Source organism: Bradyrhizobium sp. UFLA05-89 (genome assembly GCF_059803475.1).
In genome coordinates this window covers 60,738-84,050 of record NZ_JBANBA010000009.1, presented here as the reverse complement: position 1 = coordinate 84,050, position 23,313 = coordinate 60,738, and the positions used below count along the sequence as shown (strand labels likewise).

Genomic DNA, 23,313 nt, shown 5'->3' with positions numbered 1-23,313 from the left:
CCGTCGTAGCCCGTATCGAGCGCAGCGGAATGCGGGAGAGCGCGGCCCCGGACTGACGATCGCTTCGAGTTGCCGCGATCCCTGCGTCATTTTCATCACACAAAACATATACCTCCAACGCGCCGCGCGTTCGCCGCACTGTGGACGCATTCCGACGTCCATCTTCGACTTGCTTGGGAAGCGCGGCAGGCTACGGTCGTGCTTTGTCTGATCTCAAAGGGGAACTACCAGTGAAGAAAATCGTGATTGCTATGGGTGCAACGCTTGCCCTGGTGACGGCCGCGAGCGCCGCGGATCTGCCGCACCGGCAGCCCGTTCCCGTCTATCCTCAGGGGCCGGCTCCGATCGGCAAGATGCCGATCGGCAAATCACCGATTGGAAAGGCTCCGATCGGCAAGGCGCCCGGCCCCATCGTGTCGCGCTACTAAAGCCTCACGCATCTCCAAATCTGCTTTTATCGACGGCTGAAAGGCGAAGCGTGGCAATCACACGTCAGAGATCGGCATTGCGCCTCCTTGCGGGATGCGCAGTCCTCTCGCTCGTTTGTGCGATCCAGTCGGCTTCCGCCCACGAGACGCGCAAGCGCATCGCTGATGCGAATGCGCTTGCGTCCCGTGACGCACCTGCCCGCTCGAAGCCGGGTCAGGCAAAAGGCCCGTACTACGTGGACTTCAGGGCAAGGACCGCGGCAAGCTGGGGACATGCCTTCGTCTGGTACGGCAAGACCAGCGAGCGCGCCGTCGAAGTCGCAGGCCTGACGCCCGTGGGCGACACGCTCACCTACGCCCTCGGCCACGTCATCCCGGTCCCATCGGAGACCGGCGCGAGCTATGGCGACCTCGATCCGGAATATCTGACCGCGAGCTACCGCGTCTATCTGAACGAGGCCGACGCCAAGCGGGTGTTCGCTTACATCAGGAAGTTGCAGGACTCCTCGCCGCTCTGGAACGCCGAGACGATGAACTGCACGGGCTTCATCGGCAACATCGCCGATTTCATGGGACTGAAAGTCCCGATGCGCTGGCAGCGCCCCGAGGAGTACGTCAACAAACTCAAGGAAATGAACGCCGGCCGCCAGATGGTCCAGCTCGCGCCGGAGCAGTAGCGCGCATTTTCAATGCCCAATGGGTAGGATGGGTAGAGCGAAGCGAAACCCATCTCGCTCGTGAGAGGAAACGATGGGTTTCGCTTCGCTCTACCCATCCTACGCAATCCTCCCGCGCTACCGCCCTTCGCGATTCGTTATGCACGGCCTATTGCCAGCACTGAACGGCCGAACCAACATGGGGCATGACAGCATTCACTACGCCCCAGCTGCTGGTGCTCAGCGGCCTGCCTGGCACCGGAAAGACGACGCTAGCCCGGGAGCTGACGAGACAAACCGGCGCGACCTACCTTCGCATTGACGCTATCGAACAGAGCCTGCGGGCGGGCGGCGTCGAGCCTGGCGCGTACGGCTACGTCGTCGCGAACGCGCTCGCGTTCGAGAATCTTAGACTCGGCCGCGTTGTCATTGCCGATTGCGCCAATCCCGTCCTTGCCAGTCGGCGCGGCTGGCGTGCAACGGCCCAGCGAGCCTCTGCCCGGATTGTCGAAATCGAACTGATCTGCAGTGACCTCGCCGCTCACCGTGGCCGGATCGAAGCCCGCGTGTCCGATATCGAAGGCCACATCCTCCCGACCTGGGACGAGGTCGTGAACAGGTCCTACGAAGCCTGGGACCGGGACCACCTCATCCTGGACACGGCGGATGGTTCGACAGACTCCCTGATCGCTCGCATTCTGCAGCACATCGGGGCGAACCGCCGGGACGAGTGACTCGAACCCGAGTGTCGCAGAGCGCGACAAACAAGGCACTGCCACCGGTAAAGACATCGTCACCCCCGCAGATCGCCATCATGTCCTTCATACTCGGCCTCCTCTCCGGTCTTCTCGGCGCACTCGCCGGCTGGTCGGGCCTTGCCGCGCTGGTGGTCATGCTCGGCGGGCCGGACCGCGACGGCGGCATCGCGATGGGCGCGTTCTTCAAGATCGGACCATTTGGCGGCCTCGCCGGCTTCATCGTTGGCGTCTGGCTGTTCACGAGGTTCGGCCTCGTCCGCGAGAGCGTACCGTCGGACGATGCGGCGGTACCGGGCGCGGTGAGCCGGGCGCGCATCTCCTACCCCGTTGCCGTGACTGTCGTGACGATCGTCGCGGGCCTCGCCTATTGGGGCTGGTACGAGCTGATCCGCTCGCCCTACCTCACGCACGGCTTCATGATGCTCGAGCTGCAATTCCGCCTGCCGCCCGGCATGGCCTTGCCGCCTGACAGGACCGACGTGCAGATCTATGTCGACGAAGGCCACGGCTACGCGCCGGTGACGGTGGGCGAGCTCTGGCACGGCCACGACGGCGACCGCCAGGTCATCCTCGCGACCGCCGCGCTGTCGTACAAGACGAGCCGGCGCGAGGTCAGCCTGACTCTGCCCGATGCGGCCACCGAGACATGGCGGCTCGATCTCTCCCGCGATCCCGATCCCACGCCGGGCTATTCGCCCTGGCGTCCCGGGATCGGCGGTTCGCCTGCGAAGATCGAGATGAATTTCCGCTTGAGTGCCGACAGGTGAAGGCGCGTGTAGATGGAGGGAACGCCCAGGCGGGCCCACCTCATTGATCGCTCACCGCGTCAAGCGGAACCGTGCCTTCGCATCCAGCGGCGCTGCCATCGACGACGCGAACGAATGCCGTCCGATAGCCGCTACCGAGAACTTCAATCTTGCTGCCTTGCGGGGTTTTGCACATTAGTAGCGGCAAGAGAGGACTCTCATCGGTAGACCCGGTATTCGTCAGGCTGTTGAAGCGGCTGAGTGCCTCCGCGTCCTTGAACACAAAAACCATCGGCGAGTTTGTGTTGTTGCGTAGCACCTTCGCTTCGCTGTCGGTCATCACGACGACCGCAATGACAATAGCGAGGAAGCAAGCTGGTTTAGAAAGCCTGAGCATCGCCAGTCCTCGGATGATATCAGCTTGCTTCTTTCACGATTGGAGAGTCCCCTGGCTCGCAATTCCAGAATTGGCACATGTTCGAGAGCTCTGTCTTACGACCTTTGATTCAGATCAAGCAGCAGCCAGTTTCAGCGGTATCGCCACTGCAGTCCGGCTAAGCGTTTCGTGCAACAAAAAAGCCCCGGCTGTACCGGGGCTCAAGTGGCGGGTAACCAGCGATCGATCAAAGCGCGATGAGATTGGGATGAATCGTCATCGCGCTTTGGATTATCGCTTGAGCATGATCTCCGCGTTTGTCGCGAGGGGAAACCGCTTCACGCATTGCGCTAACGCGGCCCTTCGGGTCCGGATCATGCTTTAGTAGCGCGCGGTGACCGGTGCACCGTAACCGCCGAAGCGGTAGTTGAAGCGCACGGTGACCATATCAACGTCCTGGCTGATCCGGTCGCCGAGAAGGACGACGCCACCGGGCGTGACCACACCTCCGGCTGCGAAGGTGCGGTCGTCATGCCCCATCCAGAGATGGTCGTATTCAAGACCGACCGACCAGTTCGGCGCGAACCCATACTCCCAGCCGACGCCCAAGGCCCCACCCCAGCGCGTGTGACTTGCCGAGTCCAGACCGACCCCGGTGAAGTTGTTGAAGACATCAAGTCGATTGTGGGTCACGGCTGCACCACCCTTCACGTAGAACAGTGATGCGTTCCACGCCCAACCGAGTTGGGCCGTGAAGAGGCCAATGCCGTCGGTTTTCCCTGTGGTCGAAAGCAGCGGATCGATCAGGCTGACGCGCGTATTCTTGATGTCGGCCCAGTCGCCCTGAGCTTCCAATCCGAACACGAACTGATTGGTTTGCCAGCGATACCCGATCTGTCCGCCGACAAGGCCACCGGAGCGAGAAGCGCAACCGCCTGCGACCGTTCCTGCGAGCGTCACGAAGTCCACGCAACCGCGGCTTTGACCCCATCCACCATTGGCACCGATGTAGAAGCCGCTCCAACTGTAGATCGCCACCACCGGCGCAGGTGGCGGTGCCTTGACGGCCATGTCGGCCGCCGATGCGGGAGCAACCAAGCCCAAGCCGGCGAAGCCGACAGCCGCCAACAACAGTTTCTTCATGTGATTATCTCCTTGTCCCCGAATGCCAACGGCGTCGACCGTTATGCACGTTCACGTGCATATCTGTTTCGATTCCAGCCTGAAGTTTAATGATGAGCGTCTCAAGGCCCCGTAACAGAATGGCAACACTCAAGAGCAATCGAAAGCGCAGTGCTGAACGTCGGGTACAACGCTCAATCGAAGTCGAGACGTCGCGAAGGTTCAGCCGTACCGTCGGGTTCTTCTGCAAGCCACATGTGCACGTCGGCGGACGGGACATGCCGCCTCGGCAGATATGGATTTATTGTACCCGCGAAAACGACCAGCCCTTCGTCCAGCTTTGCGCGCGCGAAAACTTTGGCCTCGGCTTCGGTCGCAAATGTCCTGGTTTCGCGCGGGCTTCGTCTTTTGGAGAGAAGAAGCCCCTGTTTGCGGGTTTCAAAGGTGACGTACCAGGTTAGCGTCATCTCACTCGACTGCCAAACGTCTCAGTTGTGTGGAGGCAGTTCAGTCGTGGAGCTGCGCGCAGCCTTGATTTAGGTCAATCGATTGCGAGCGCGCACCGGCGGATCGGACTGCGAAGGCCTGCCCGCATAGGATTATCCGCCGCGCGGAATCATCCCCGGCCCTCGCATGATCGCCCTGTCCTGGGCGCACTTCCTGCGAATGGACTTTCGCCGGACCGGGCGGCATCCTGCCGGCGAAATCAATCGATAACAGGGCCGTCACGCGCCCGAGCAAACAGAGGGCGCCCATGCTGAAGACACGTTTCACCGAGCTGGTCGGCGTCGAGCACCCGATCGTCCAGGGCGGCATGCAGTGGGTCGGGCGCGCCGAGCTCGTGGCGGCGGTGGCGAACGCCGGCGCGCTCGGCTTCATCACGGCACTGACCCAGCCGACGCCCGAGGACCTCACCAAGGAGATCGCGCGCTGCCGCGAACTCACCGACAAGCCGTTCGGCGTCAACCTCACCATTTTGCCCGCGATCAAGCCGCCGCCCTATGCCGAATACCGCGCCGCGATCATCGAGGCGGGCATCAAGGTGGTCGAGACCGCCGGCAACAAGCCGCAGGATCATGTCGACGAGTTCAGGAAGCACGGCGTCAAGGTCGTGCACAAATGCACCAGTGTCCGCCATGCCCTCTCGGCCGAGCGGATGGGCGTCGACGCCATCTCGATCGACGGTTTTGAGTGCGCCGGCCACCCCGGCGAGGACGACACGCCCGGCCTGATCCTGATCCCGGCCGCCGCCAACAAGGTCAAGATCCCGATAATCGCCTCGGGCGGCTTTGCCGACGCGCGGGGCCTCGTGGCCGCGCTGGCGCTCGGGGCCGACGGCATCAACATGGGCACGCGCTTCATGGCAACCAGGGAGAGCCCGATCCACCAGCTCATCAAGGAGAAGATCGTCGCCAATGACGAGCGCGAGACCGAGCTGATCTTCCGCACCATGCGCAACACCTCGCGCGTTGCCAGGAACGCGATCTCGACCAAGGTCGTCGCCATGGAGAAGGAAGGCGCCAGGTTCGAGGACATCCGCGAGCTCGTCGCCGGCGCCCGCGGCAAGATGGTCTATGCGTCAGGCAATTCGGACGAGGGCATCTGGTCGGCCGGCCAGGTGCAGGGCCTGATCCACGACATCCCGAGTTGCGCCGAGCTCATCTCCCGCATTGTGCGTGAGGCCGAAACCATCATCAGGAACCGGCTCGAAGGAATGATCGTTCACCCGAAAGCGGAGGCTGCGGAATGATCACCTGTGCACCCCTTCGCGTTGCGATTCAGGTTTAGGATGAACCAGAGGTGACGCATGAAGGCCTACGTCTATGGCCCTAACGGGGCTGCGATTTCCGACTTCGCTCAACCATCACCCAAGGGCACGCAGGTGCTGGTCCGCGTCCGCGCCTGCGCACTCAACCGCGCCGACATCGGCATGCGCAAGGGACACGCCCATGGCGCGGCCGGCGGGGTCGGCACCGTGCTCGGCATGGAATGGGCCGGCGAAGTCGCAGCCCTCGGGCCCGACGCCAAGGGCGTGAAAGTCGGCGACCGCATCATGGGCTCGGGCGCCGCGGCATTTGCGGAGTACACACTCGCCGATCACGGCCGTCTGTTCCATGCGCCCTCGAACATGAACTTCGAAGAAGCTGCGACCCTGCCAGTCGCGCTCGCGACCATGCACAACGCCGTCGTCACCGTCGGCGGGATTCAGCCGGGCCAATCAGTCCTGATCCAGGGCGCAAGCTCCGGCGTCGGCCTGATGGCGATGCAGATCGCCAAGCTCAAGGGTGCAAAGCTCGTGATCGGTTCGTCGACGGATGCCCATCGCCGCAGCCGGCTCACCGACTACGGCGCCGATCTCGCGATCGACTCCTCCGATCCCGGCTGGGTCGATCAGGTGGTGACGGCCACCGGCGGCGATGGTGTCGACCTCATCGTCGACCAGGTCTCGGGCAAGGTCGCGAACCAGAACCTTGCCGCCACCAAGGTGAAGGGGCGCATCGTCAATGTCGGCCGTCTCGGCGGCACGCATGCCGACTTCAATTTCGACCTGCACGCGGCGCGCCGCATCGACTATGTCGGCGTCACCTTCCGCACCCGTACCATCGAGGAGATCCGCGAGATTTTCGAGGAGGTTCGCAAGGACATCTGGAGTGCGGTGGAGGCGCGGAAGCTGCGACTGCCGATCGACAAGGTATTTGCCTTCGGCGACATCGACGAGGCCTTCGCGCACATGGAGGCCAACAGGCATCTCGGCAAGATCGTCGTGACGCTACCGTAGGAGCCGCTCCAGTCTCGGTCTCTCGTGGGCAAAGCGAAGCGTGCCCACCATGCATCAGCGGGCGCGGAATTGATGGTGGGCACGGCGCTACCGCGCCTTTGCCCACCCTACGAGATCAAGCAAGATGTAGATCGCTCTTGCAACTCACTTGCGACTACGCCTGTGGATCATCGCTTGATGTTGGGCGATGGGCTGCTAAATCCCCGGCCATGACAGCACAGCACAGCAAAACCTCGGTCGCCGCGATCTCGATCTTCGCCAGCGGCGGCATGGCCGCCGCCAAGTTCGTGGTCGGAATCACGATCGGCTCGCTAGCGCTGATCTCGGAAGCCCTGCATTCCTCGATCGACCTGGTCGCGACCATCATCACCTGGGCGGTGGTGCGGGTGTCCGACAAGCCGGCCGACGACGAGCATCATTACGGCCACGGCAAGCTCGAGAGCATCTCCGCGCTCGGCGTCACCGCCCTGCTCTACGTGCTGGCCGGCGGCATCCTGGTCGAGGCCTATAGCCGCATCCGCGAGGGCTCGCCGCCGCCGACCATCTCGGCCGTGCCCTTCGTCGTGCTGGTGATCGACATCCTCGTCAATCTCTGGCGGGCGCGAGCGCTGCATCGCGCCGCGCGGGAGACGCGGAGCCAGGCACTCGCCGCCGACGCGCTGCATTTCGCCTCCGACGTGATGGGCTCATTTGCCGTCATCGCCGGCCTCATCCTCGCCGCCTTCGGCTTCTGGTGGGGCGACGCCGCGGCGGCCGTCGCCGTCGCCGTGATGATCGCGGCTCTTGGCCTGCGCATGGCCGGCTCCACGGTGCAGACGCTGGTCGACCGCGCGCCGGAGGGCGCGTTGGAGCAAGCCACGGCCGTGATCAAGAGCGTGCCCGGCGTGCTCGACGTCGAGCGCCTGCGCGTGCGCATGGTCGGCGCGACCTATTTCATCGACACCATCGCAAAGGTGCCGCGGACCTATCCGATCGACCGCGTCGAGGACATCAAGCGCAACGCGCAAGCCGCCGTCGGCAAGGCGTTCGGCGATGCCGACCTCACCTTCACCGCGGTCCCCGTGGCGCGCGACAACGAGACCGTGCGCGACCGCATCATGGTGATCGCACGCAATTCGGGCCTTGCCATCCATCACGTCACCGTGCACGACCTCGGCGCCAAGCTGATCGTCGGTATCGATCTCGAGGTCGACGCCGAGATGCCGCTGGTCGCGGCCCACGACGTCGCCAACACGCTGGAGCGCAACATCCAGGAGGAGTTCGGCGAGGATGTGGAGGTCGACGTCCATATCGAGCCGCTCCAGCCGGAGCTGCCGTTCGGCGTCGACGCGCCGGCGGAACGGGTGCAGGCCATTGCAGCCGCGCTCACCGGCTTCGCCGCTGATAGCGAGATCCACGACATCCATAATGTGCGCGTGCGCAACACCGATGCCGGCGAGATCGTCAACTTTCACTGTCGCGCCACGCCGTCGATGAGCGTGATCAAGGTGCACGAGCAGGTCGACGAGATCGAGCGCGCACTGCGGCGCGCCTTCCCGAGCGTGAAGCGCGTGATCAGTCACGCCGAGCCGCCGCGCGCCTGACCGATCACGCGAAGAGTCACACGTTCCCGTTTCGGACTCACCGCGCACGTCATATTGAGGACGCTCGCGGTGCACACTCTCCATTGGATAAGAATTATTTCGCGTTAACGATTCGTTGACTCTCGACAGCCCGCGAAAACTGGATTCAAATCGCTGTGATTCGGAAGCGAGCGGGGGCTTCATTCCGAATTGTGGTGCAGCAATATCTCTGGGGGCCGAAGGCATGCCGCGCGCAGACGCCGCGAGCGCGTGCGTCCAATCCGATTCGATCAAGGGATTGGCGCAATCGATCGCGAAACCGGCCTACCACCGGCTCCTGATCGCCGAGCCGGCGCTCCGGCGCGCTGTGCCTACCCTCATCATCGCCTTCCTCATCACCATCTGTCTCGGCGCCTTCGTCCAGGTCGTTGACCAGACCCGGCAGAAGCGTCTGGTGATCAAGCACGACATTCAGGCGCTCGCCGACCTCCTCGCCGAGCGCATCGACCGCGTCGCTGCGGTGCGCGTGGATCGGCAGAAGAACATCGAGCGTCTGCCGACGCTGTTGCCCGAGCTCATTCCCTCCTGGGGCACGGCTACGGGCCGCCACGTCATCGTCACCTCCGTTGGCACCGACCGCCGCATCCTCGCACGCATTCCCGTGGACACCGATCCGGCCGGCAACGACCGCCTGCTCGATGCGATCACCACCGCGCAGCTGGTTGCGACGCCGCCGCAACAGAACGACGTCTCCGATCTCACACTACCGAGCGGCAACAGCGCGATGGCAATCTCGCGTCCGATCAAGTCACTGCCCGGTCAGGTCACCGTGATCCAGGAGCGCAACGAGCCGATCTGGGGCTCGGATGCGGCGCTCTCGGTGACGCTGTCGGCGACCACCGGCTTCGTCGTCCTGATTCTCGGATTCGCCTTCCACTGGCAGTCGACCCGCGCCCGCGAGGGCGACCTGATCAACGACGCCGTGCGCGGCCGAATCGACACCGCGCTCAACCGCGGGCGCTGCGGCCTTTGGGACTGGGATCTTTCGCGCGGCAAGATCTTCTGGTCGCAGTCGATGTTTTCGATGCTGGGCCTCGACGGCCGCAACGAGCTCCTCACCTTCGGTGAGGTCAACGCGCTGGTGAAGTCGGACGACATCGACCTGTTCGCGATCGCCGACCAGCTGATCTCGGGCCAGATCGACCACATCGACCAGAGTTTCCGCATGCAGCATGTCGACGGCCACTGGATCTGGCTCCGGGTGCGCTGCGAGCGCACCCGCGCCACGGGCGATTCCGCCATGCACCTGATTGGCATCGCTGTCGACATCACCGAGCAGAAGAGCCTTGCCGAAAAGACGGTGGAAGCCGACCTGCGGCTGCGTGACGCCATCGAGACGATCCCGGAAGCCTTCGTGCTGTGGGACAACAGCGACCGTCTGGTGCTCTGCAACTCGCACTTCCAGCGCCTGCACAGACTGCCAGACTCGGCCGTCATCCCCGGGACCTCCTACGAAACCGTGCTCGAGGTCGGCCGCATGCCGGAGGTGCGCACCCGCCACAACGAGACCGCCAACCAGGGACCGGGCGCCCGCACCTTCGAGGCGCAGCTCGACGACGGCAGCTGGCTGCACATCAGCGAGCGCCGCACCAAGGACGGCGGCTACGTCTCGGTCGGCACCGACATCACGCGCATCAAGGAGCACGAGCAGAAGCTGGTCGACAACGATCTGCGCCTGCGCGCCACCGTCATCGACCTGAAGCGCTCGCAGGCGGCGCTGGAGCGCCAGACCAACGAGCTCGCCGATCTCGCCGAAAAATACCAGCGTGAAAAGACCCGCGCCGAGGAAGCCAACCAGACCAAGTCAAAATTCCTCGCCAATATGAGCCACGAGCTGCGCACGCCCTTGAACGCGATCATCGGCTTCTCGGAGGTCATGGGAAGCGGCATGTTCGGCGAGCTCGGAAACGAGAAGTACCAGGAATACTGCCAGGACATCCTCACCAGCGGCCACTATCTGCTGGAGGTCATCAACGACATCCTCGACATGTCCAAGATCGAGGCCGGCCGCATGAAGCTCGACATGGAGGAGCTGGACCTGTCGCGCACGCTCGCCGAATCGCTGCGGGTGGTCTCAGGCCGTGCCGAGGACAAGAACCTGACGCTCGATGCCGACATCGAAAACATCATCTCTGTCGTCGCCGACCGCCGCGCCACCAAGCAGATCATCGTCAACCTCCTGTCCAACGCCGTGAAGTTCACGCCCGACGGCGGCCGCATCGTGGTGCGCAGCCGGCAGCTCGAGGACAAGGTCGTGCTGATGATCGCCGACACCGGCATCGGCATCGCCCCGCATTCGCTGACGCGGCTCGGCCGGCCCTTCGAGCAGGTCGAGAGCCAGCTCACCAAGACCTATCATGGCTCGGGCCTGGGGCTTGCGATCGCCCGCTCGCTCGCGCAACTGCATGGCGGCACGATGCGGCTGCGCTCGAAGATCGACGTCGGCACCGTCGTGCGCGTCACGCTGCCGCGCGATGCCAACAAGGTCTCAGCCGGGATCTCCGCGGCCGCCTGACCCCGATCAGGATTGCAGGGTCGGCGCCACCTCGCGTGCGACGTTGACGAGCGCGGCGATCAGCGGCGTCATCGGGTCGCGCTGCGGGATCACGAGGCCAATGCTGTAGTTGACCTCGGGATCGATGATCGGAATCGAGCGGACGGTGTCCGCAAGACCGAGCGTCTCGGCAAGCTTCGCCGGCATCACGCTCGCCCAGCGCCCCGTCTTCACATGGGTGAACAGCACCAGCAGCGAGTTCGACGTCAGCGTCGGCGTCGCCTCGGCGTTCACCGAGCGCAGCGCGCGGTCGATGATGCGGCGGTTCTGCATGTCCGGCGTCAGAAGGCACAGCGGCACCTTGCCGACCTCGGCCCAGGTCACCGTCTCGCGGTCGCCGAACATCGCATCCGGCGCGGTCAGGAGGCGATAGCTCTCGTTGTAGAGCGGGATGGTGCGCACCTTGCCGATCGGCTCGTTCTCGATATAGGTCAGCCCCGCATCGACCTCGAGATTTTCGAGAAGTCCCAGCACCTCGGACGAGGTAGTCGACTGGATGCGGAAACGCACCTCCGGATGTTTGGCGCGGAACGGCGTCGTCAGCGAGGCCACCATGCCGAGCGCGGTCGGGATCGCCGCGATGCGGATCTCGCCGGAGAGCTTGTGCTTCAGGCCGTTGATCTCGTCGCGCATGGCGCGGGCGTCGCCGACGATGCGCCGCGCCCAGTCGAGCGCCCGCTCGCCTTCCGGCGTAAAGCCCTGGAAGCGCGAGCCGCGCTGGACCAGCATGACGCCGAGGATCTCCTCGAGCTGCTTGAGCCCGGTCGACATGGTCGGCTGGGTGACGCCGCAGGCCTCTGCCGCGCGTCCGAAATGCCGCTCCTTGGCGAGCGCCAGCAGAAGTTCAAGCTTGTCGAGCAACCGCTATTCCCCTGGAATTCTGTCGTGGCATGCAAGCTATCACGGCCGGCTCCCTCCAACACGCGAAAACGGGCCGCGGCAGGAACAATCATTCGATTTTCATATCAGCCAATTGCAACGACCGATCGATGCGAATTCCCGATCGCAGCATGAGACAGCTTTATTGATTCTCGAACGATTCCAAATACTCATGGAGGGGTCGGTCACCCTCTGATTGAGAATGAAGAATGACGGGGATTCACGAGCCTTGGGACGAAACGCGCGGCGCTGAGATCATCGCCGAACATGCCGGACAGGAGGGCGCGACGCTGGTCATCCTCCATGCCCTGCAAGAGGCCTTCGGCTATGTCCCGGAAGCCGCCATCCCGATGGTCGCGCAGGCGCTCAACCTGTCGCGCGCCGAGGTTCATGGTGTGTTTACCTTCTACCACGATTTTCGCCACAAGCCTGCCGGCCACCACGTCCTCAAACTCTGTCGCGCGGAAGCCTGCCAGGCTGCCGGCGGCGATGCGCTGGCCGCGCGCGCCGAAGCGAAGCTTGGCGTCTCCCTGGGCAACACCACTGCCGATGACCGGGTGACGCTGGAGCCGATCTACTGCCTCGGCCTGTGTGCCACCGCGCCTTCGGCGATGCTCGATGGCCGCCTCGTTGGCCGCCTCGACGAGAAGCGCCTCGATGCGCTGGTTGCGGAGGCGCAACGATGAAAATGCGCATATTCGTTCCCCGCGATGCGGCTGCCGTCGCTGTCGGCGCCGACGATGTGGCCGCAGCGCTCGAGCAGGCTGCGGAGAAGCGCGGCCTTCCAGTTGAGATCGTCAGGACCGGCTCACGCGGACTGTGCTGGCTGGAGCCGATGGTCGAGGTGGCGACCCCGCAGGGTCGTGTCGCGTACGGCCCTGTCAGCCCGGAAGATGTCTCCTCCGTGCTCGACGCCATGGCGAACAACGGACAGCATCCCCTGCGGCTCTGCGTCGCCGACGAGCTTCCCTGGCTGAAGCGCCAGACCCGCCTCACCTTCGCGCGCTGCGGCGTGATCGATCCGCGCTCGCTCGAGGACTATCGCGCCCATGACGGCTACAAGGGCCTCGAGCGCGCGCTGTCGCTCGGCCCGGATTCGATCCTCGCTGAGGTCACCGCGTCCGGCCTGCGCGGCCGCGGCGGTGCAGGCTTTCCGACCGGCATCAAGTGGAAAACAGTCGCCCAGGCGAAAGCCGATCGCAAATTCATCGTCTGCAATGCCGACGAAGGCGACAGCGGCACGTTCGCCGACCGCATGATCATGGAGGGCGATCCCTTCCTGGTCATCGAGGGCATGACCATCGCGGCGATCACGGTCGGCGCCACCAAAGGCTACATCTACATCCGCAGCGAATATCCGCACGCCGTCGAGGCGATGAACGCGGCGATTACGGCGGCACAGCGCGGCGGCTATCTCGGCACGAATATCGGTGGGTCCAGGCACAGCTTCGATCTCGAAGTGCGCGTCGGCGCCGGCGCCTATGTCTGCGGCGAGGAGACCTCGCTGCTGGAGAGCCTCGAAGGTCGCCGCGGCATCGTGCGCGCAAAGCCGCCGTTGCCGGCGCATCATGGTTTGTTTGGCAAGCCGACCGTCATCAACAACGTGCTGTCGTTCGCCGCCATCCCCTTCATCCTCGCCGAGGGGGCCAAGGCCTATGCCGATTTCGGCATGGGCCGTTCGCGCGGCACGATGCCGATCCAGCTCGCCGGCAACATCCGCCATGGCGGACTGTTCGAAACCGCGTTCGGCGTGACGCTCGGCGAGCTCGTCGATGACATCGGCGGTGGCACGTTTACGGGCCGACCGGTCCGCGCGGTGCAGGTCGGAGGGCCGCTCGGAGCCTACTTCCCCCGTGCGCTGTTCGACACGCCGTTCGACTATGAAGCCTTCGCCGCCCGCGACGGCCTGATAGGCCATGGCGGCATCGTCGTGTTCGACGACAGCGTCGACATGCGCAAACAGGCGCGCTTCGCGATGGAGTTCTGCGCCATCGAATCCTGCGGCAAGTGCACGCCGTGCCGGATCGGCTCGACCCGCGGCGTCGAGACCATCGAGAAAATCATGCGCGGCGAGCGCGTGAGCGAAAACCTCGCCCTCGTCGAGGACCTCTGCAACACCATGAAATTCGGCTCGCTCTGCGCGCTCGGCGGCTTCACGCCCTACCCCGTGCTGAGTGCCCTGAAACATTTCCGGGAAGATTTTGGCCCGGCACCGGCCACGCTTCAGGCCGCGGAATAGGAGAACAACGATGTCTCTGATCGAGGAAATCGACTTCGGCACGCCGCGCTCGAAATCGGAAACGATGGTCACGCTGACCATCGACGGCAAGCAAATCTCGGTGCCCGAGGGCACCTCGATCATGCGCGCGGCGATGGAAGCGGGCCACCAGATCCCGAAGCTGTGCGCGACCGACATGGTGGATGCATTCGGCTCCTGCCGCCTCTGCCTGGTCGAGATCGAAGGCCGTGCGGGCACGCCGGCCTCCTGCACCACGCCCGCGATGAACGGCCTCGTCGTGCACACCCAGACCGAGCGGCTGAAGAAGCTGCGCAAGGGCGTGATGGAGCTCTATATCTCCGACCATCCGCTCGACTGCCTCACCTGCGGCGCGAATGGCGATTGCGAGTTGCAGGACATGGCCGGCGCCGTCGGCCTGCGCGACGTGCGCTACGGCTACGAGGGCGAGAACCACGTCTTCGCCAAGTCCAATGGCGATGTGAACCCCGCCTGGATGCCGAAGGACGAGTCCAACCCCTACTTCACCTATGATCCCTCCAAGTGCATCGTCTGCTCGCGCTGCGTCCGCGCCTGCGAGGAAGTGCAAGGCACCTTCGCGCTGACGATCTCGGGCCGTGGCTTCGACAGCCGCGTCTCGCCCGGCATGAGCGAAAGCTTCCTCGGCTCCGAATGCGTCTCCTGCGGCGCCTGCGTGCAGGCCTGCCCGACCGCGACCCTGACGGAAAAGTCGGTGATCGAGATCGGCCAGCCCGAGCATTCCGTCGTCACCACCTGCGCCTATTGCGGCGTCGGCTGCGCCTTCAAGGCCGAGATGCGCGGCGAGGAAGTCGTGCGCATGGTGCCCTACAAGGACGGCAAGGCCAATCGCGGCCATTCCTGCGTCAAGGGCCGCTTCGCCTGGGGTTATACCAACCACAAGGAACGCATTCTCAAGCCGATGATCCGCGAGCGGATCGAGGATCCCTGGCGCGAAGTGTCCTGGGATGAAGCGTTTTCCTTCGCCGCCGCCAGGATGCGCGGCATCCAGAAGAAATACGGCCGCGACGCGATCGGCGGCATCACCTCGTCCCGCTGCACCAATGAAGAGACCTATCTGGTGCAGAAGCTGATTCGCGCCGGCTTCGGCAACAACAATGTCGACACCTGCGCCCGCGTCTGCCACTCGCCAACCGGCTACGGCCTCGCCACCACCTTCGGCACCTCCGCCGGCACGCAGGATTTCGACTCGGTCGAGGACACCGACGTCGTCGTCGTCATCGGCGCCAACCCGGCCTCCGCCCACCCCGTGTTCGCCTCACGCCTGAAGAAGCGGCTCCGGCAGGGCGCAAAACTGATCGTGATCGATCCGCGCCGCACCGAGATGGTGGAATCGCCTCACGTGAAGGCGCTGCACCTACCGCTGATGCCCGGCACCAACGTCGCTGTCATGACGGCGCTGGCGCATGTCATCGTCACCGATGGCCTCGTCAACGAAGACTTCGTGCGAGAGCGCTGCGACTGGAGCGAGTTCGAGGAATGGGCGGCGTTCGTCGCACAGCCGAAGAACAGCCCGGAGGCGACCGCCATCCTCACCGGCGTCGATCCCAAGGTGCTGCGCGAAGCGGCGCGCACCTACGCCACCGGCGGCAATGGCGCGATCTACTACGGGCTCGGCGTCACCGAGCACAGCCAGGGCTCGACCACGGTGATCGCGATCGCCAACCTCGCGATGGCGACCGGCAATATCGGCCGCCCCGGCGTCGGCGTGAACCCGCTGCGCGGCCAGAACAACGTGCAGGGCTCCTGCGACATGGGCTCGTTCCCGCATGAGCTGCCCGGCTATCGCCACATCTCCGGCGATGCCGTGCGCGACCAGTTCGAGGCGATGTGGAACGTCAAGCTCAATCCCGAGCCGGGCCTGCGCATTCCCAACATGTTCGATGCTGCGGTCGAAGGCACGTTCATGGGGATCTACGTGCAGGGCGAGGACATCCTGCAGTCCGATCCCAACACCTCGCACGTTGTGGCGGCGCTCTCGGCGATGGAATGCGTCATCGTCCACGACCTCTTCCTCAACGAGACCGCCAACTATGCCCATGTCTTCCTGCCCGGATCGAGCTTCCTCGAGAAGGACGGCACCTTCACCAACGCCGAGCGCCGCATCCAGCGCGTCCGCAAGGTGATGACGCCGAAGAACGGTCTGGCTGATTGGGAGGTCACCATCGGGCTTGCGAAGGCGATGGGCTTCGAGATGAACTATAGCCATCCATCCGAGATCATGGACGAGATCGCGGCGCTGACGCCGACCTTTGCCGGTGTCTCCTACGCCAAGCTCGACGAGCTTGGCTCGGTGCAGTGGCCCTGCAACGCGAAGGCGCCCGAGGGCACTCCGGTGATGCATATCGACGGCTTCGTCCGCGGCAAGGGCAAGTTCGTCGTCACCGAATATGTGGCGACCGACGAGCGTACCGGACCGCGCTATCCGCTGCTGCTGACCACCGGACGCATCCTCAGCCAGTACAATGTCGGCGCGCAGACCCGCCGAACCGACAACGTGGTCTGGCACGCAGAAGACCGGCTCGAAATCCATCCGCACGACGCCGAGCAGCGCGGGGTGCGCGACGGCGACTGGGTGCGGCTGATGAGCCGCGCCGGCGAGACCACGCTGCGCGCGGAGATCACCGACCGCGTCGCACCGGGCGTAGTCTACACCACCTTCCACCACCCGGACACGCAGGCCAACGTCATCACAACGGACTATTCGGACTGGGCGACCAACTGTCCGGAGTACAAGGTCACCGCCGTGCAGGTGTCGCCGTCCAACGGACCGTCCGACTGGCAGAAGGCCTATGACGCGCAGGCGCGGCACTCGCGCCGCATAACGCCCGCTGAAGCCGCGGAGTAAGCGCATGCATGTGGCGGTCCAGGCCATCGATCGGGATATCTGGCGCGACGGTGCGACCTCAGGCGGGACGCGGCTGATCCCGGAGGAGACACCGCTCGCGCTGACCTATAATGGCGGCACCTATGCCGTCATGATGGGAACGCCGCAGAATCTCGAAGACTTCGCCGTCGGCTTCAGCGTGAGCGAAGGCATCGTGAAATCCGCCGACGACATCCAGACGCTCGAGGTGGTTCGCCTCGATGACGGCATCGAGCTCCGGATGTGGCTGGCCTCGGAAGATGCCGGACGCATGAGCGAACGGCGGCGCCACATCGCTGGGCCGACCGGCTGCGGCATCTGCGGCATCGAGTCGATTGCGGAGGCCGTGCGGCCCGCCGCGGTCGTGCCGCAGGGGCAAACCTTCACGCCGGAGCAGATCATGACGGCGATGCAGGGCATTGCTTCCCTACAAGCGATCAACATGCAGACCCGCGCCGTGCATGCCGCTGCGTTCTGGTCCCCTGCCCGCGGCATCGTCGCGCTGCGCGAGGATGTCTGCCGCCACAACGCGCTCGACAAGCTTGCCGGCGCGCTGGCGCGCAGCCGCACGGATGCAAGCGGCGGCATGGTGCTGCTGACGAGCCGTGTCTCGGTGGAGATGGTGCAAAAGACGGCGGCGATCGGCGCGCCGGTGATGGTCGCAGTCTCGGCGCCCACTGCGCTTGCCGTGCGCACCGCGGAGGCCGCCGGCATCACGCTGATTGCCATAGCCCGGCAGGACGGATTTGAAGTGTTCACGCATGGGGGCCGCGTGGCCTGCCGTGCCACGGAGGTTGCCGATGTCGCCTGACCGCCTGATCTACATGGCCAACCAGATCGGCAAATTTTTCCAAAGCCAGGGCCATGACAAGGCCGTGCCGGGGATCGCCGAGCACATCAAGAAGTTCTGGGACCCCCGGATGAAGCGCGCGATCTTCGCGCATCTCGACGGTGGCGGCGCCGGGCTGGAGCCTCACGTCCGCGAGGCCATCGTATCGCTGAAAGAGGCTACTGCCCTTCCAACAGCGCCTTGAACACGCGTCGCACCTCGCTCTGCGTCTCCTTCACGCGAGCTTCCAGCGATGAGAAGTCCGGCGTATCACCGGCACGTGCCATCACACGCTGCAAATCGACACCGGCAGTTTCCGGCTTGAAGCGGTCGCTGACGCAGAGGCGCAGGATCTGGGTCAGATCGTGGTAAAGTCGCGCTGCCGCGCGCAGGATCTCGGTCTCCGAGTGCGCCAGCACGCCGAGTCTTGCGGCGTTCTCCAGCACCTGCATGGTCGAGACATCGAGAATCCCCGGCTTGTCATACGCGTGGACGAGCTGGAGATATTGCGCGATGAAGTCGATATCGACCATGCCGCCGGCGGCATATTTGAGGTCCCAATAGTCGGTCTCGCCCTTCTCCTGCGCGATCGCACGGCGCATGTCGGCGACGTCGTTGGCGATAGTGACGGGATCACGGCGCCGCGTCAGCACCTCGCGGATGACGGTCTCGATCCGCGCGCGGAACGCCGGCGAAGCCGACACGACGCGGGCGCGCGTCAGCGCCATGTGCTCCCAGGTCCAGGCTTCGTGGGCCTGATAGTCGGCGAAGGAAGCGATGCTGGAGGCCACCGGGCCTGCGCGGCCCGACGGTCGCAGTCGCATGTCGATCTCGTAGAGCACGCCGTAGTTGGTCCGCGTCGTGAAGGCGCTGATCAGGCGCTGGGTGAAGCGCGCGAAGTAGTGCGCCCCCTGGAGCGACTTTGGTCCGTCTGAATCTGGATTTTCGCTGTCGAAATCATAGAGCAGGATCAGGTCGAGATCGGACGCCGCCGTCATCTCGCGACTGCCGAGCCGGCCCATGGCGATGATCGCGGTCTCCTGCCCCTTGATCCGACCATGCTGGGCGGCGAAGCGATCGGCGACGAGTCCGTGCACGGTGTGCACGATGCCCTCCGCAACGTCCGCGAATGCCGTGCTCGCGTGCTGGGCGGAGACCGTGCCCGAGAGAATGCGCGTTCCGATCAGGAACAGGCTCTCCTGGCCGAACAGGCGCAGGCGGTCGAGGAACTCCTCGTAGGAATCCGCATCGCGCACTGTGGCCGCAAGCCGTGCCGATAACTCCCGCTGGTCCGGCATGGCGCCGAAGAAGCGCGGATCAATCAGGCCGTCCATCAATTGCGGCTGCCGCGCCAGCATCTCGCCGAGCCGGGGAGCAGCGCCCAGAACCAGCGCCACGAGGGCAACGAGATCGCGGTTCTGGCTGAGCAGCGTGATCAGCCGCCCGCCGCGCTGTAGGGCCTGGAGGAAATGATCGAACGCCGCGACAGCGCGGTCCGGGTCCTCGGCATGGGCAAGGCCGTCGATCAGGGCCGGCACGAATTCGACGAAGGCGCCGCGGGTCGCTTCGTTACGGAAGACACGGTAATCGCCGGTGATCCAGCCGCGTACCGTCTGTCCGACGGCGGCCGGCTTGTTGAATCCGAGCGTCGCCAGGTGCTGCAACAGGCGCGGATCGTCGGGACCTGCACCATAGTCGATCGCAGGCAGCTTGGCCGTACCGGTCGGATCGCCCTCGAACAGTTTTTCGTAGTGCCCCTGGACGATCTCGAGCTGGCGCAGGAGGTCGCGCGCAAAGGCCTCGCGACTTTCATAGCCGAAGAACCACGCCAGGCGCTCCACGGCCTCCTTGTCGTCGGGCAAGGCGTGGGTCTGCTCATCGGCGATCATCTGAAGGCGATGCTCGACCCGGCGCAGAAACTGGTAGGCGGCAGTCAGCTCGTCGCGCGCCTCAAAGGTGATCCAGTTGCTGCTGGCGAGCACGTCGAGGGCGGTCAGTGTCGGTCGCACCCGCAATTTCGGATGACGGCCACCCGCGATCAACTGCTGGGTCTGGGCGAAGAATTCGATCTCGCGGATACCGCCGCGCCCGACCTTCACGTTGTGGCCCTCGACCGCGACCTCACTCTGGCCGCGATAGGTCTGCATCTGCCGCTTCATGTCGTGAACGTCGGCGAGCGCGGCGAAGTCGAGATGCTTGCGCCAGACGAACGGCGCGATGTCGGCGAGCAGCGCCTCGCCGGCCTTCAGGTCGCCGGCGCAGGGCCGGGCCTTGATCATGGCCGCGCGCTCCCAGGTGCGCCCTTCCCGCTCGTAGTAGTGCAGCGCGGCGTCGCGTGAGATCGCAACTTGCGTCGAGGACGGATCGGGACGCAGCCGCAGATCGACGCGGAACACATAGCCGTCATAGGTGCGCTGTTGCAGCAGGCGCGCGAGCCCCTGCGTCACCCGCACGAAGAAAGGCTGCGGCTCGATGTCGGGCGCAAGCGTCGTTGCGTCGGGATCGAAGAACACGATCAGGTCGATGTCGCTGGAATAGTTCAGCTCACCCGCGCCCATCTTGCCCATCGCCAGCACGATCAGGCCGCAGCCCTCTTCCGGAGCTTCCGGATTGGCCGGCAACAGCTTGCCGCGTGCGACGTCCTGCCGCAGCAGGAACCGGAGCGCCATCTGGACCGACGACACAGCGACCTCGGTCAATGCCGCCGTCACCCGCATCACCGGCCAGACCCCGCCGATGTCGCAGAGCGCGATCAAGAGCGCCGCCTCCGATTTCATGCGGCGGAGCAGCCGCGTCACCTCGGCTTCCTCGGTGGCGGCGAGCACGGCGCGCCTGGCGTCGTCGATCAGCGACGCCAGATGCGCATCGGGATCGCACGCAAGCAGCCGGATCAGTCGCGCCGGATCGCTGCGGATCAGGTCGAACAGATAGGGCGAGAATTCTGCGATGCCGGCCAGGATTGGACGAACGAAGGGACGATCAAGCAGCGCCGCGATCGCAGCCGCATGCTGCGGCTCGAGTTCGGCGAGCCAGTCACGAAGGCGTTGTTCGGCGGTATTGGAAGCGGCAACATGGGGGCCTTCCGCGAAGCGTGCGGCCAGACTTCCACCATGCTTGTCCGCGTTTCCCGGCGCGGAGAGATTCATGCCACCTTCTGTGGCACATCCGGTATTGCAGGAGCAACCCTGTCGCCGGCCCCGGCGCGGGCGGGCAGGACCAGCGTGGCGACGAGGCCCGGATGGGCATCGCCCAACTTCAACTCACCGCCATGCAGTGTTGCAACCGCGGCGGCAAGGCTGAGACCCAGGCCCGAGCCCGGCAGCGTCCGGCTCGCCTCGAGCCGCACGAAACGTTCCACGGCATGCTTGCGATCACCTTCCGGGATACCAGGGCCGCGATCGGTGACGCTGAGCAGCACGTGATCGCCTTCGCGCCTGGCCTCGATGAGGATCTGGCGACTATCCATGCTGACCACGGTTCCCGCGGACTGCGCGGCCGGCTTGCCATACTTGATCGCGTTCTCGACGAGATTGGCGAGCGCCTGGCTGATCAGCTCGCGGTTGCCATGAACCGGCGTCGGCTCGGCCTTCACCTTCAACGTCATGCCGTCGTCCTCGGCGAGCGGCTCGTAGAGCTCATGGATGCCGCTGGCGACGTCGGAGGCGTCGAAATCGTCCATGTTGCCGCGGGCCTGGCCGGACTCGGCGCGGGCGATCATCAACAGCGCGTTGAAGGTGCGGATCAGCCCGTCGGATTCCTCGATGGTCCGCTCCAACGCCGCACGATAGTCGGCCTCGCAGCCGGACTTGGCCAGCGCCTCCTCGGCGCGGTTGCGCAGGCGCGTCAGCGGCGTCTTGAGATCATGGGCGATATTGTCGGAGACCTCCTTCAAGCCCACCATCAGCGCCTCGATGCGCTCCAGCATGGCGTTGAGATTTTCCGCGAGCCGGTCGAGCTCGTCGCCACTGCGCCCCACCGGCAGGCGCTCGCTGAGATCGCCGGTCATGATGCGATGCGCCGTGCCGCTCATCGCGTCGATACGCGTGAGCACGCGGCGTGCGACGAAGATGCCGCCGCCGAGGCCGAGCACCACGACGATCAGGATCGACCATTGCGCGGCCTTGGCGACGATGCCGAACAGGCGCCGCCGCTCGGCGAGGTCGCGGCCGATCAGAAGGCGGAAGCCGTTTTCCAGTTCAGTGACGCGCACGAGTGCGCGATGGTCGCGGTCATCAGCATCCTCAATGCGCCGGTAGGCGGTCTCCGACCAGCCGCGCGTCGCCATCACGCCCGGTGCCAGCGAGCCGACATTGCCGGCAATCGCCTGCCCAGTCGGCGTGGTCACGAGATAGAGGTTGGCGCCCGGACGCAGCGCCCGATACTCGATCGTGCGCACGAGGCCGAACATTCCGCGGCGGCCGTAGATCGCGTTGATCTCCGAGGTCTCGGCATTCACCGTCTGCGTGATCTCTTCGGTGATCAGCCGCCGCGTGTTCCAGGCGAAATAGCCGAGCAGCGATGCGGCAAACACCGCAAACAGAAACAGGTAGACCAGCGTCAGCCGGAACGCGGTCGTTCGTATCAGCTTACCGAATGCCGTCACGAATCATGTACCCCGCGCCGCGGATCGTGTGCAGCAGCGGCCGATCGAACCCCTTGTCGATCTTGGAGCGCAGCCGCGAGATGTGCACGTCGATCACGTTGGTTTGCGGATCGAAATGATAGTCCCAGACGTTCTCCAGCAGCATGGTGCGCGTCACCACCTGCCCTGCATGCTTCATGAGATATTCGAGCAGCCGGAACTCGCGCGGCTGGAGCGTCAGCTCGTCCTTGCCGCGGGCGACGCGGTGGGAGAGCCGGTCGAGCTCGAGATCGCCGACGCGATAGACCGTGTCCTCGGCTGGACCGCCGCGGCGGCGCGACAGCACCTCGACCCGCGCGAGCAGCTCGGCGAACGAGTACGGCTTCGGCAGATAGTCGTCGCCGCCGGCACGCAGGCCCTTGATGCGGTCGTCGACCTGCCCGAGCGCGGAGAGAATCAGCACCGGCGATGAATCGCCCTTGTCGCGCAGGGCGCCGATTAGCGACAGGCCGTCGCGCTTGGGCAGCATGCGGTCGACCACCAGCACGTCGTAATCGCCGCTCTCGGCCATGGCGAGGCCTTCCTCGCCGTCAGAGGCGTGGTCGGCGATGTGACCGACTTCGCGAAACGCCTTGACGAGATAATCGGCGGATTCGCGGTCGTCTTCGATGATGAGGAGGCGCATCGTGCGGTCGGCAGCGGTCAAGGAGGTCAGCCCTTCTGTCAACATGGCGCGGTCGGCAATCGCATGCAAGCGGAGCGGAAGATTCTCGAACCGGGAAAAGAGCGGGCGGTGAAGCTGGGGGACCTCACCGCCCTTAGGCCCTTCCGACGGAGGGGG

The 23,313-nt window shown here is 64.9% G+C and carries 20 protein-coding genes; 13 read left to right on the top strand and 7 right to left on the bottom strand.

Annotation, left to right across the window (positions count from 1 at the left end):
- Nucleotides 1-230: 230 nt before the first annotated feature.
- From SO139_RS07455 to SO139_RS07440, 4 genes are all read left to right on the top strand, one after another.
- On the top strand, nucleotides 231-428 hold the full coding sequence (locus SO139_RS07455; RefSeq protein ID WP_449381502.1) for a hypothetical protein: 198 nt from the start codon (nucleotides 231-233) through the stop codon (nucleotides 426-428).
- A gap of 77 nt (nucleotides 429-505) precedes the next feature.
- A complete protein-coding gene (locus SO139_RS07450) occupies nucleotides 506-1,105 on the top strand; it encodes a hypothetical protein (RefSeq protein ID WP_449381501.1) in 600 nt (199 codons plus the stop codon).
- Between the two features lie 185 nt (nucleotides 1,106-1,290).
- Nucleotides 1,291-1,818 (top strand): P-loop nucleotide/nucleoside kinase family protein, encoded by a 528-nt coding sequence (locus tag SO139_RS07445; protein ID WP_449381500.1) that lies wholly within the window; start codon nucleotides 1,291-1,293, stop codon nucleotides 1,816-1,818.
- Nucleotides 1,819-1,898: 80 nt separating this feature from the next.
- Nucleotides 1,899-2,609 (top strand): hypothetical protein, encoded by a 711-nt coding sequence (locus SO139_RS07440; protein WP_449381499.1) that lies wholly within the window; start codon nucleotides 1,899-1,901, stop codon nucleotides 2,607-2,609.
- A 40-nt stretch (nucleotides 2,610-2,649) separates the two neighbouring features.
- Here the strand turns inward: SO139_RS07440 and SO139_RS07435 are convergent, their stop codons facing one another.
- The 3 genes from SO139_RS07435 to SO139_RS07425 all read right to left on the bottom strand — a co-directional run bounded on the left by SO139_RS07435 (nucleotide 2,650) and on the right by SO139_RS07425 (nucleotide 4,553).
- On the bottom strand, nucleotides 2,650-2,985 hold the full coding sequence (locus SO139_RS07435; RefSeq protein WP_449381498.1) for a hypothetical protein: 336 nt from the start codon (nucleotides 2,983-2,985) through the stop codon (nucleotides 2,650-2,652).
- 360 nt (nucleotides 2,986-3,345) lie between these two features.
- Entirely contained in the window at nucleotides 3,346-4,107 is a 762-nt protein-coding gene (locus SO139_RS07430; protein ID WP_449381497.1) for an outer membrane protein, read from the bottom strand.
- 173 nt (nucleotides 4,108-4,280) lie between these two features.
- Nucleotides 4,281-4,553 (bottom strand): hypothetical protein, encoded by a 273-nt coding sequence (locus tag SO139_RS07425; RefSeq protein WP_449381496.1) that lies wholly within the window; start codon nucleotides 4,551-4,553, stop codon nucleotides 4,281-4,283.
- Nucleotides 4,554-4,840: 287 nt separating this feature from the next.
- Between SO139_RS07425 and SO139_RS07420 the strand changes: the two genes are divergently transcribed.
- From SO139_RS07420 to SO139_RS07405, 4 genes are all read left to right on the top strand, one after another.
- Nucleotides 4,841-5,836, top strand: coding sequence for an NAD(P)H-dependent flavin oxidoreductase (locus tag SO139_RS07420; protein ID WP_449381495.1), 996 nt, complete (start codon nucleotides 4,841-4,843; stop codon nucleotides 5,834-5,836).
- Nucleotides 5,837-5,893: 57 nt separating this feature from the next.
- On the top strand, nucleotides 5,894-6,865 hold the full coding sequence (locus SO139_RS07415) for a quinone oxidoreductase family protein (protein ID WP_449381494.1): 972 nt from the start codon (nucleotides 5,894-5,896) through the stop codon (nucleotides 6,863-6,865).
- Between the two features lie 209 nt (nucleotides 6,866-7,074).
- A complete protein-coding gene (locus SO139_RS07410) occupies nucleotides 7,075-8,448 on the top strand; it encodes a cation-efflux pump (protein WP_449381493.1) in 1,374 nt (457 codons plus the stop codon).
- 223 nt (nucleotides 8,449-8,671) lie between these two features.
- Complete coding sequence (locus SO139_RS07405; protein WP_449381492.1) at nucleotides 8,672-11,002, top strand: PAS domain-containing sensor histidine kinase; 2,331 nt, start codon at nucleotides 8,672-8,674, stop codon at nucleotides 11,000-11,002.
- A 6-nt stretch (nucleotides 11,003-11,008) separates the two neighbouring features.
- Here the strand turns inward: SO139_RS07405 and SO139_RS07400 are convergent, their stop codons facing one another.
- Nucleotides 11,009-11,902 (bottom strand): LysR family transcriptional regulator, encoded by an 894-nt coding sequence (locus SO139_RS07400; protein ID WP_284261668.1) that lies wholly within the window; start codon nucleotides 11,900-11,902, stop codon nucleotides 11,009-11,011.
- Between the two features lie 227 nt (nucleotides 11,903-12,129).
- Here SO139_RS07400 and SO139_RS07395 point away from each other — a divergent pair, with 227 nt between their 5' ends.
- Genes SO139_RS07395 through SO139_RS07375 form a run of 5 tightly spaced genes read left to right on the top strand, consistent with a single transcriptional unit; the run spans nucleotide 12,130 to nucleotide 18,095 of the window.
- Entirely contained in the window at nucleotides 12,130-12,606 is a 477-nt protein-coding gene (locus SO139_RS07395; RefSeq protein WP_474797081.1) for a formate dehydrogenase subunit gamma, read from the top strand.
- Complete coding sequence (locus SO139_RS07390) at nucleotides 12,603-14,159, top strand: formate dehydrogenase beta subunit (protein ID WP_449381490.1); 1,557 nt, start codon at nucleotides 12,603-12,605, stop codon at nucleotides 14,157-14,159. Before SO139_RS07395 ends, SO139_RS07390 begins: the two co-directional genes overlap by 4 nt.
- A 10-nt stretch (nucleotides 14,160-14,169) precedes the next feature.
- A complete protein-coding gene (gene fdhF / locus SO139_RS07385; protein ID WP_449381489.1) occupies nucleotides 14,170-17,043 on the top strand; it encodes a formate dehydrogenase subunit alpha in 2,874 nt (957 codons plus the stop codon).
- A 4-nt stretch (nucleotides 17,044-17,047) separates the two neighbouring features.
- Complete coding sequence (gene fdhD / locus SO139_RS07380) at nucleotides 17,048-17,872, top strand: formate dehydrogenase accessory sulfurtransferase FdhD (RefSeq protein WP_498539850.1); 825 nt, start codon at nucleotides 17,048-17,050, stop codon at nucleotides 17,870-17,872.
- Complete coding sequence (locus SO139_RS07375; RefSeq protein WP_449381487.1) at nucleotides 17,862-18,095, top strand: formate dehydrogenase subunit delta; 234 nt, start codon at nucleotides 17,862-17,864, stop codon at nucleotides 18,093-18,095. Before fdhD ends, SO139_RS07375 begins: the two co-directional genes overlap by 11 nt.
- Here SO139_RS07375 and SO139_RS07370 read toward each other — a convergent pair.
- The 3 genes from SO139_RS07370 to SO139_RS07360 are packed head-to-tail and all read right to left on the bottom strand — an operon-like array spanning nucleotide 18,070 to nucleotide 23,157.
- Nucleotides 18,070-21,036, bottom strand: coding sequence for a bifunctional [glutamine synthetase] adenylyltransferase/[glutamine synthetase]-adenylyl-L-tyrosine phosphorylase (locus SO139_RS07370; protein WP_449381486.1), 2,967 nt, complete (start codon nucleotides 21,034-21,036; stop codon nucleotides 18,070-18,072). The genes SO139_RS07375 and SO139_RS07370 overlap by 26 nt on opposite strands.
- Nucleotides 21,033-22,493 (bottom strand): sensor histidine kinase, encoded by a 1,461-nt coding sequence (locus tag SO139_RS07365; protein ID WP_449381485.1) that lies wholly within the window; start codon nucleotides 22,491-22,493, stop codon nucleotides 21,033-21,035. The genes SO139_RS07370 and SO139_RS07365 overlap by 4 nt, the downstream gene beginning before the upstream one ends.
- The gene (locus SO139_RS07360) at nucleotides 22,477-23,157 is read right to left on the bottom strand and encodes a response regulator transcription factor (RefSeq protein WP_449381507.1); all 681 of its coding nucleotides are present in this window, start codon (nucleotides 23,155-23,157) and stop codon (nucleotides 22,477-22,479) included. The genes SO139_RS07365 and SO139_RS07360 overlap by 17 nt, the downstream gene beginning before the upstream one ends.
- Nucleotides 23,158-23,313: the final 156 nt, after the last annotated feature.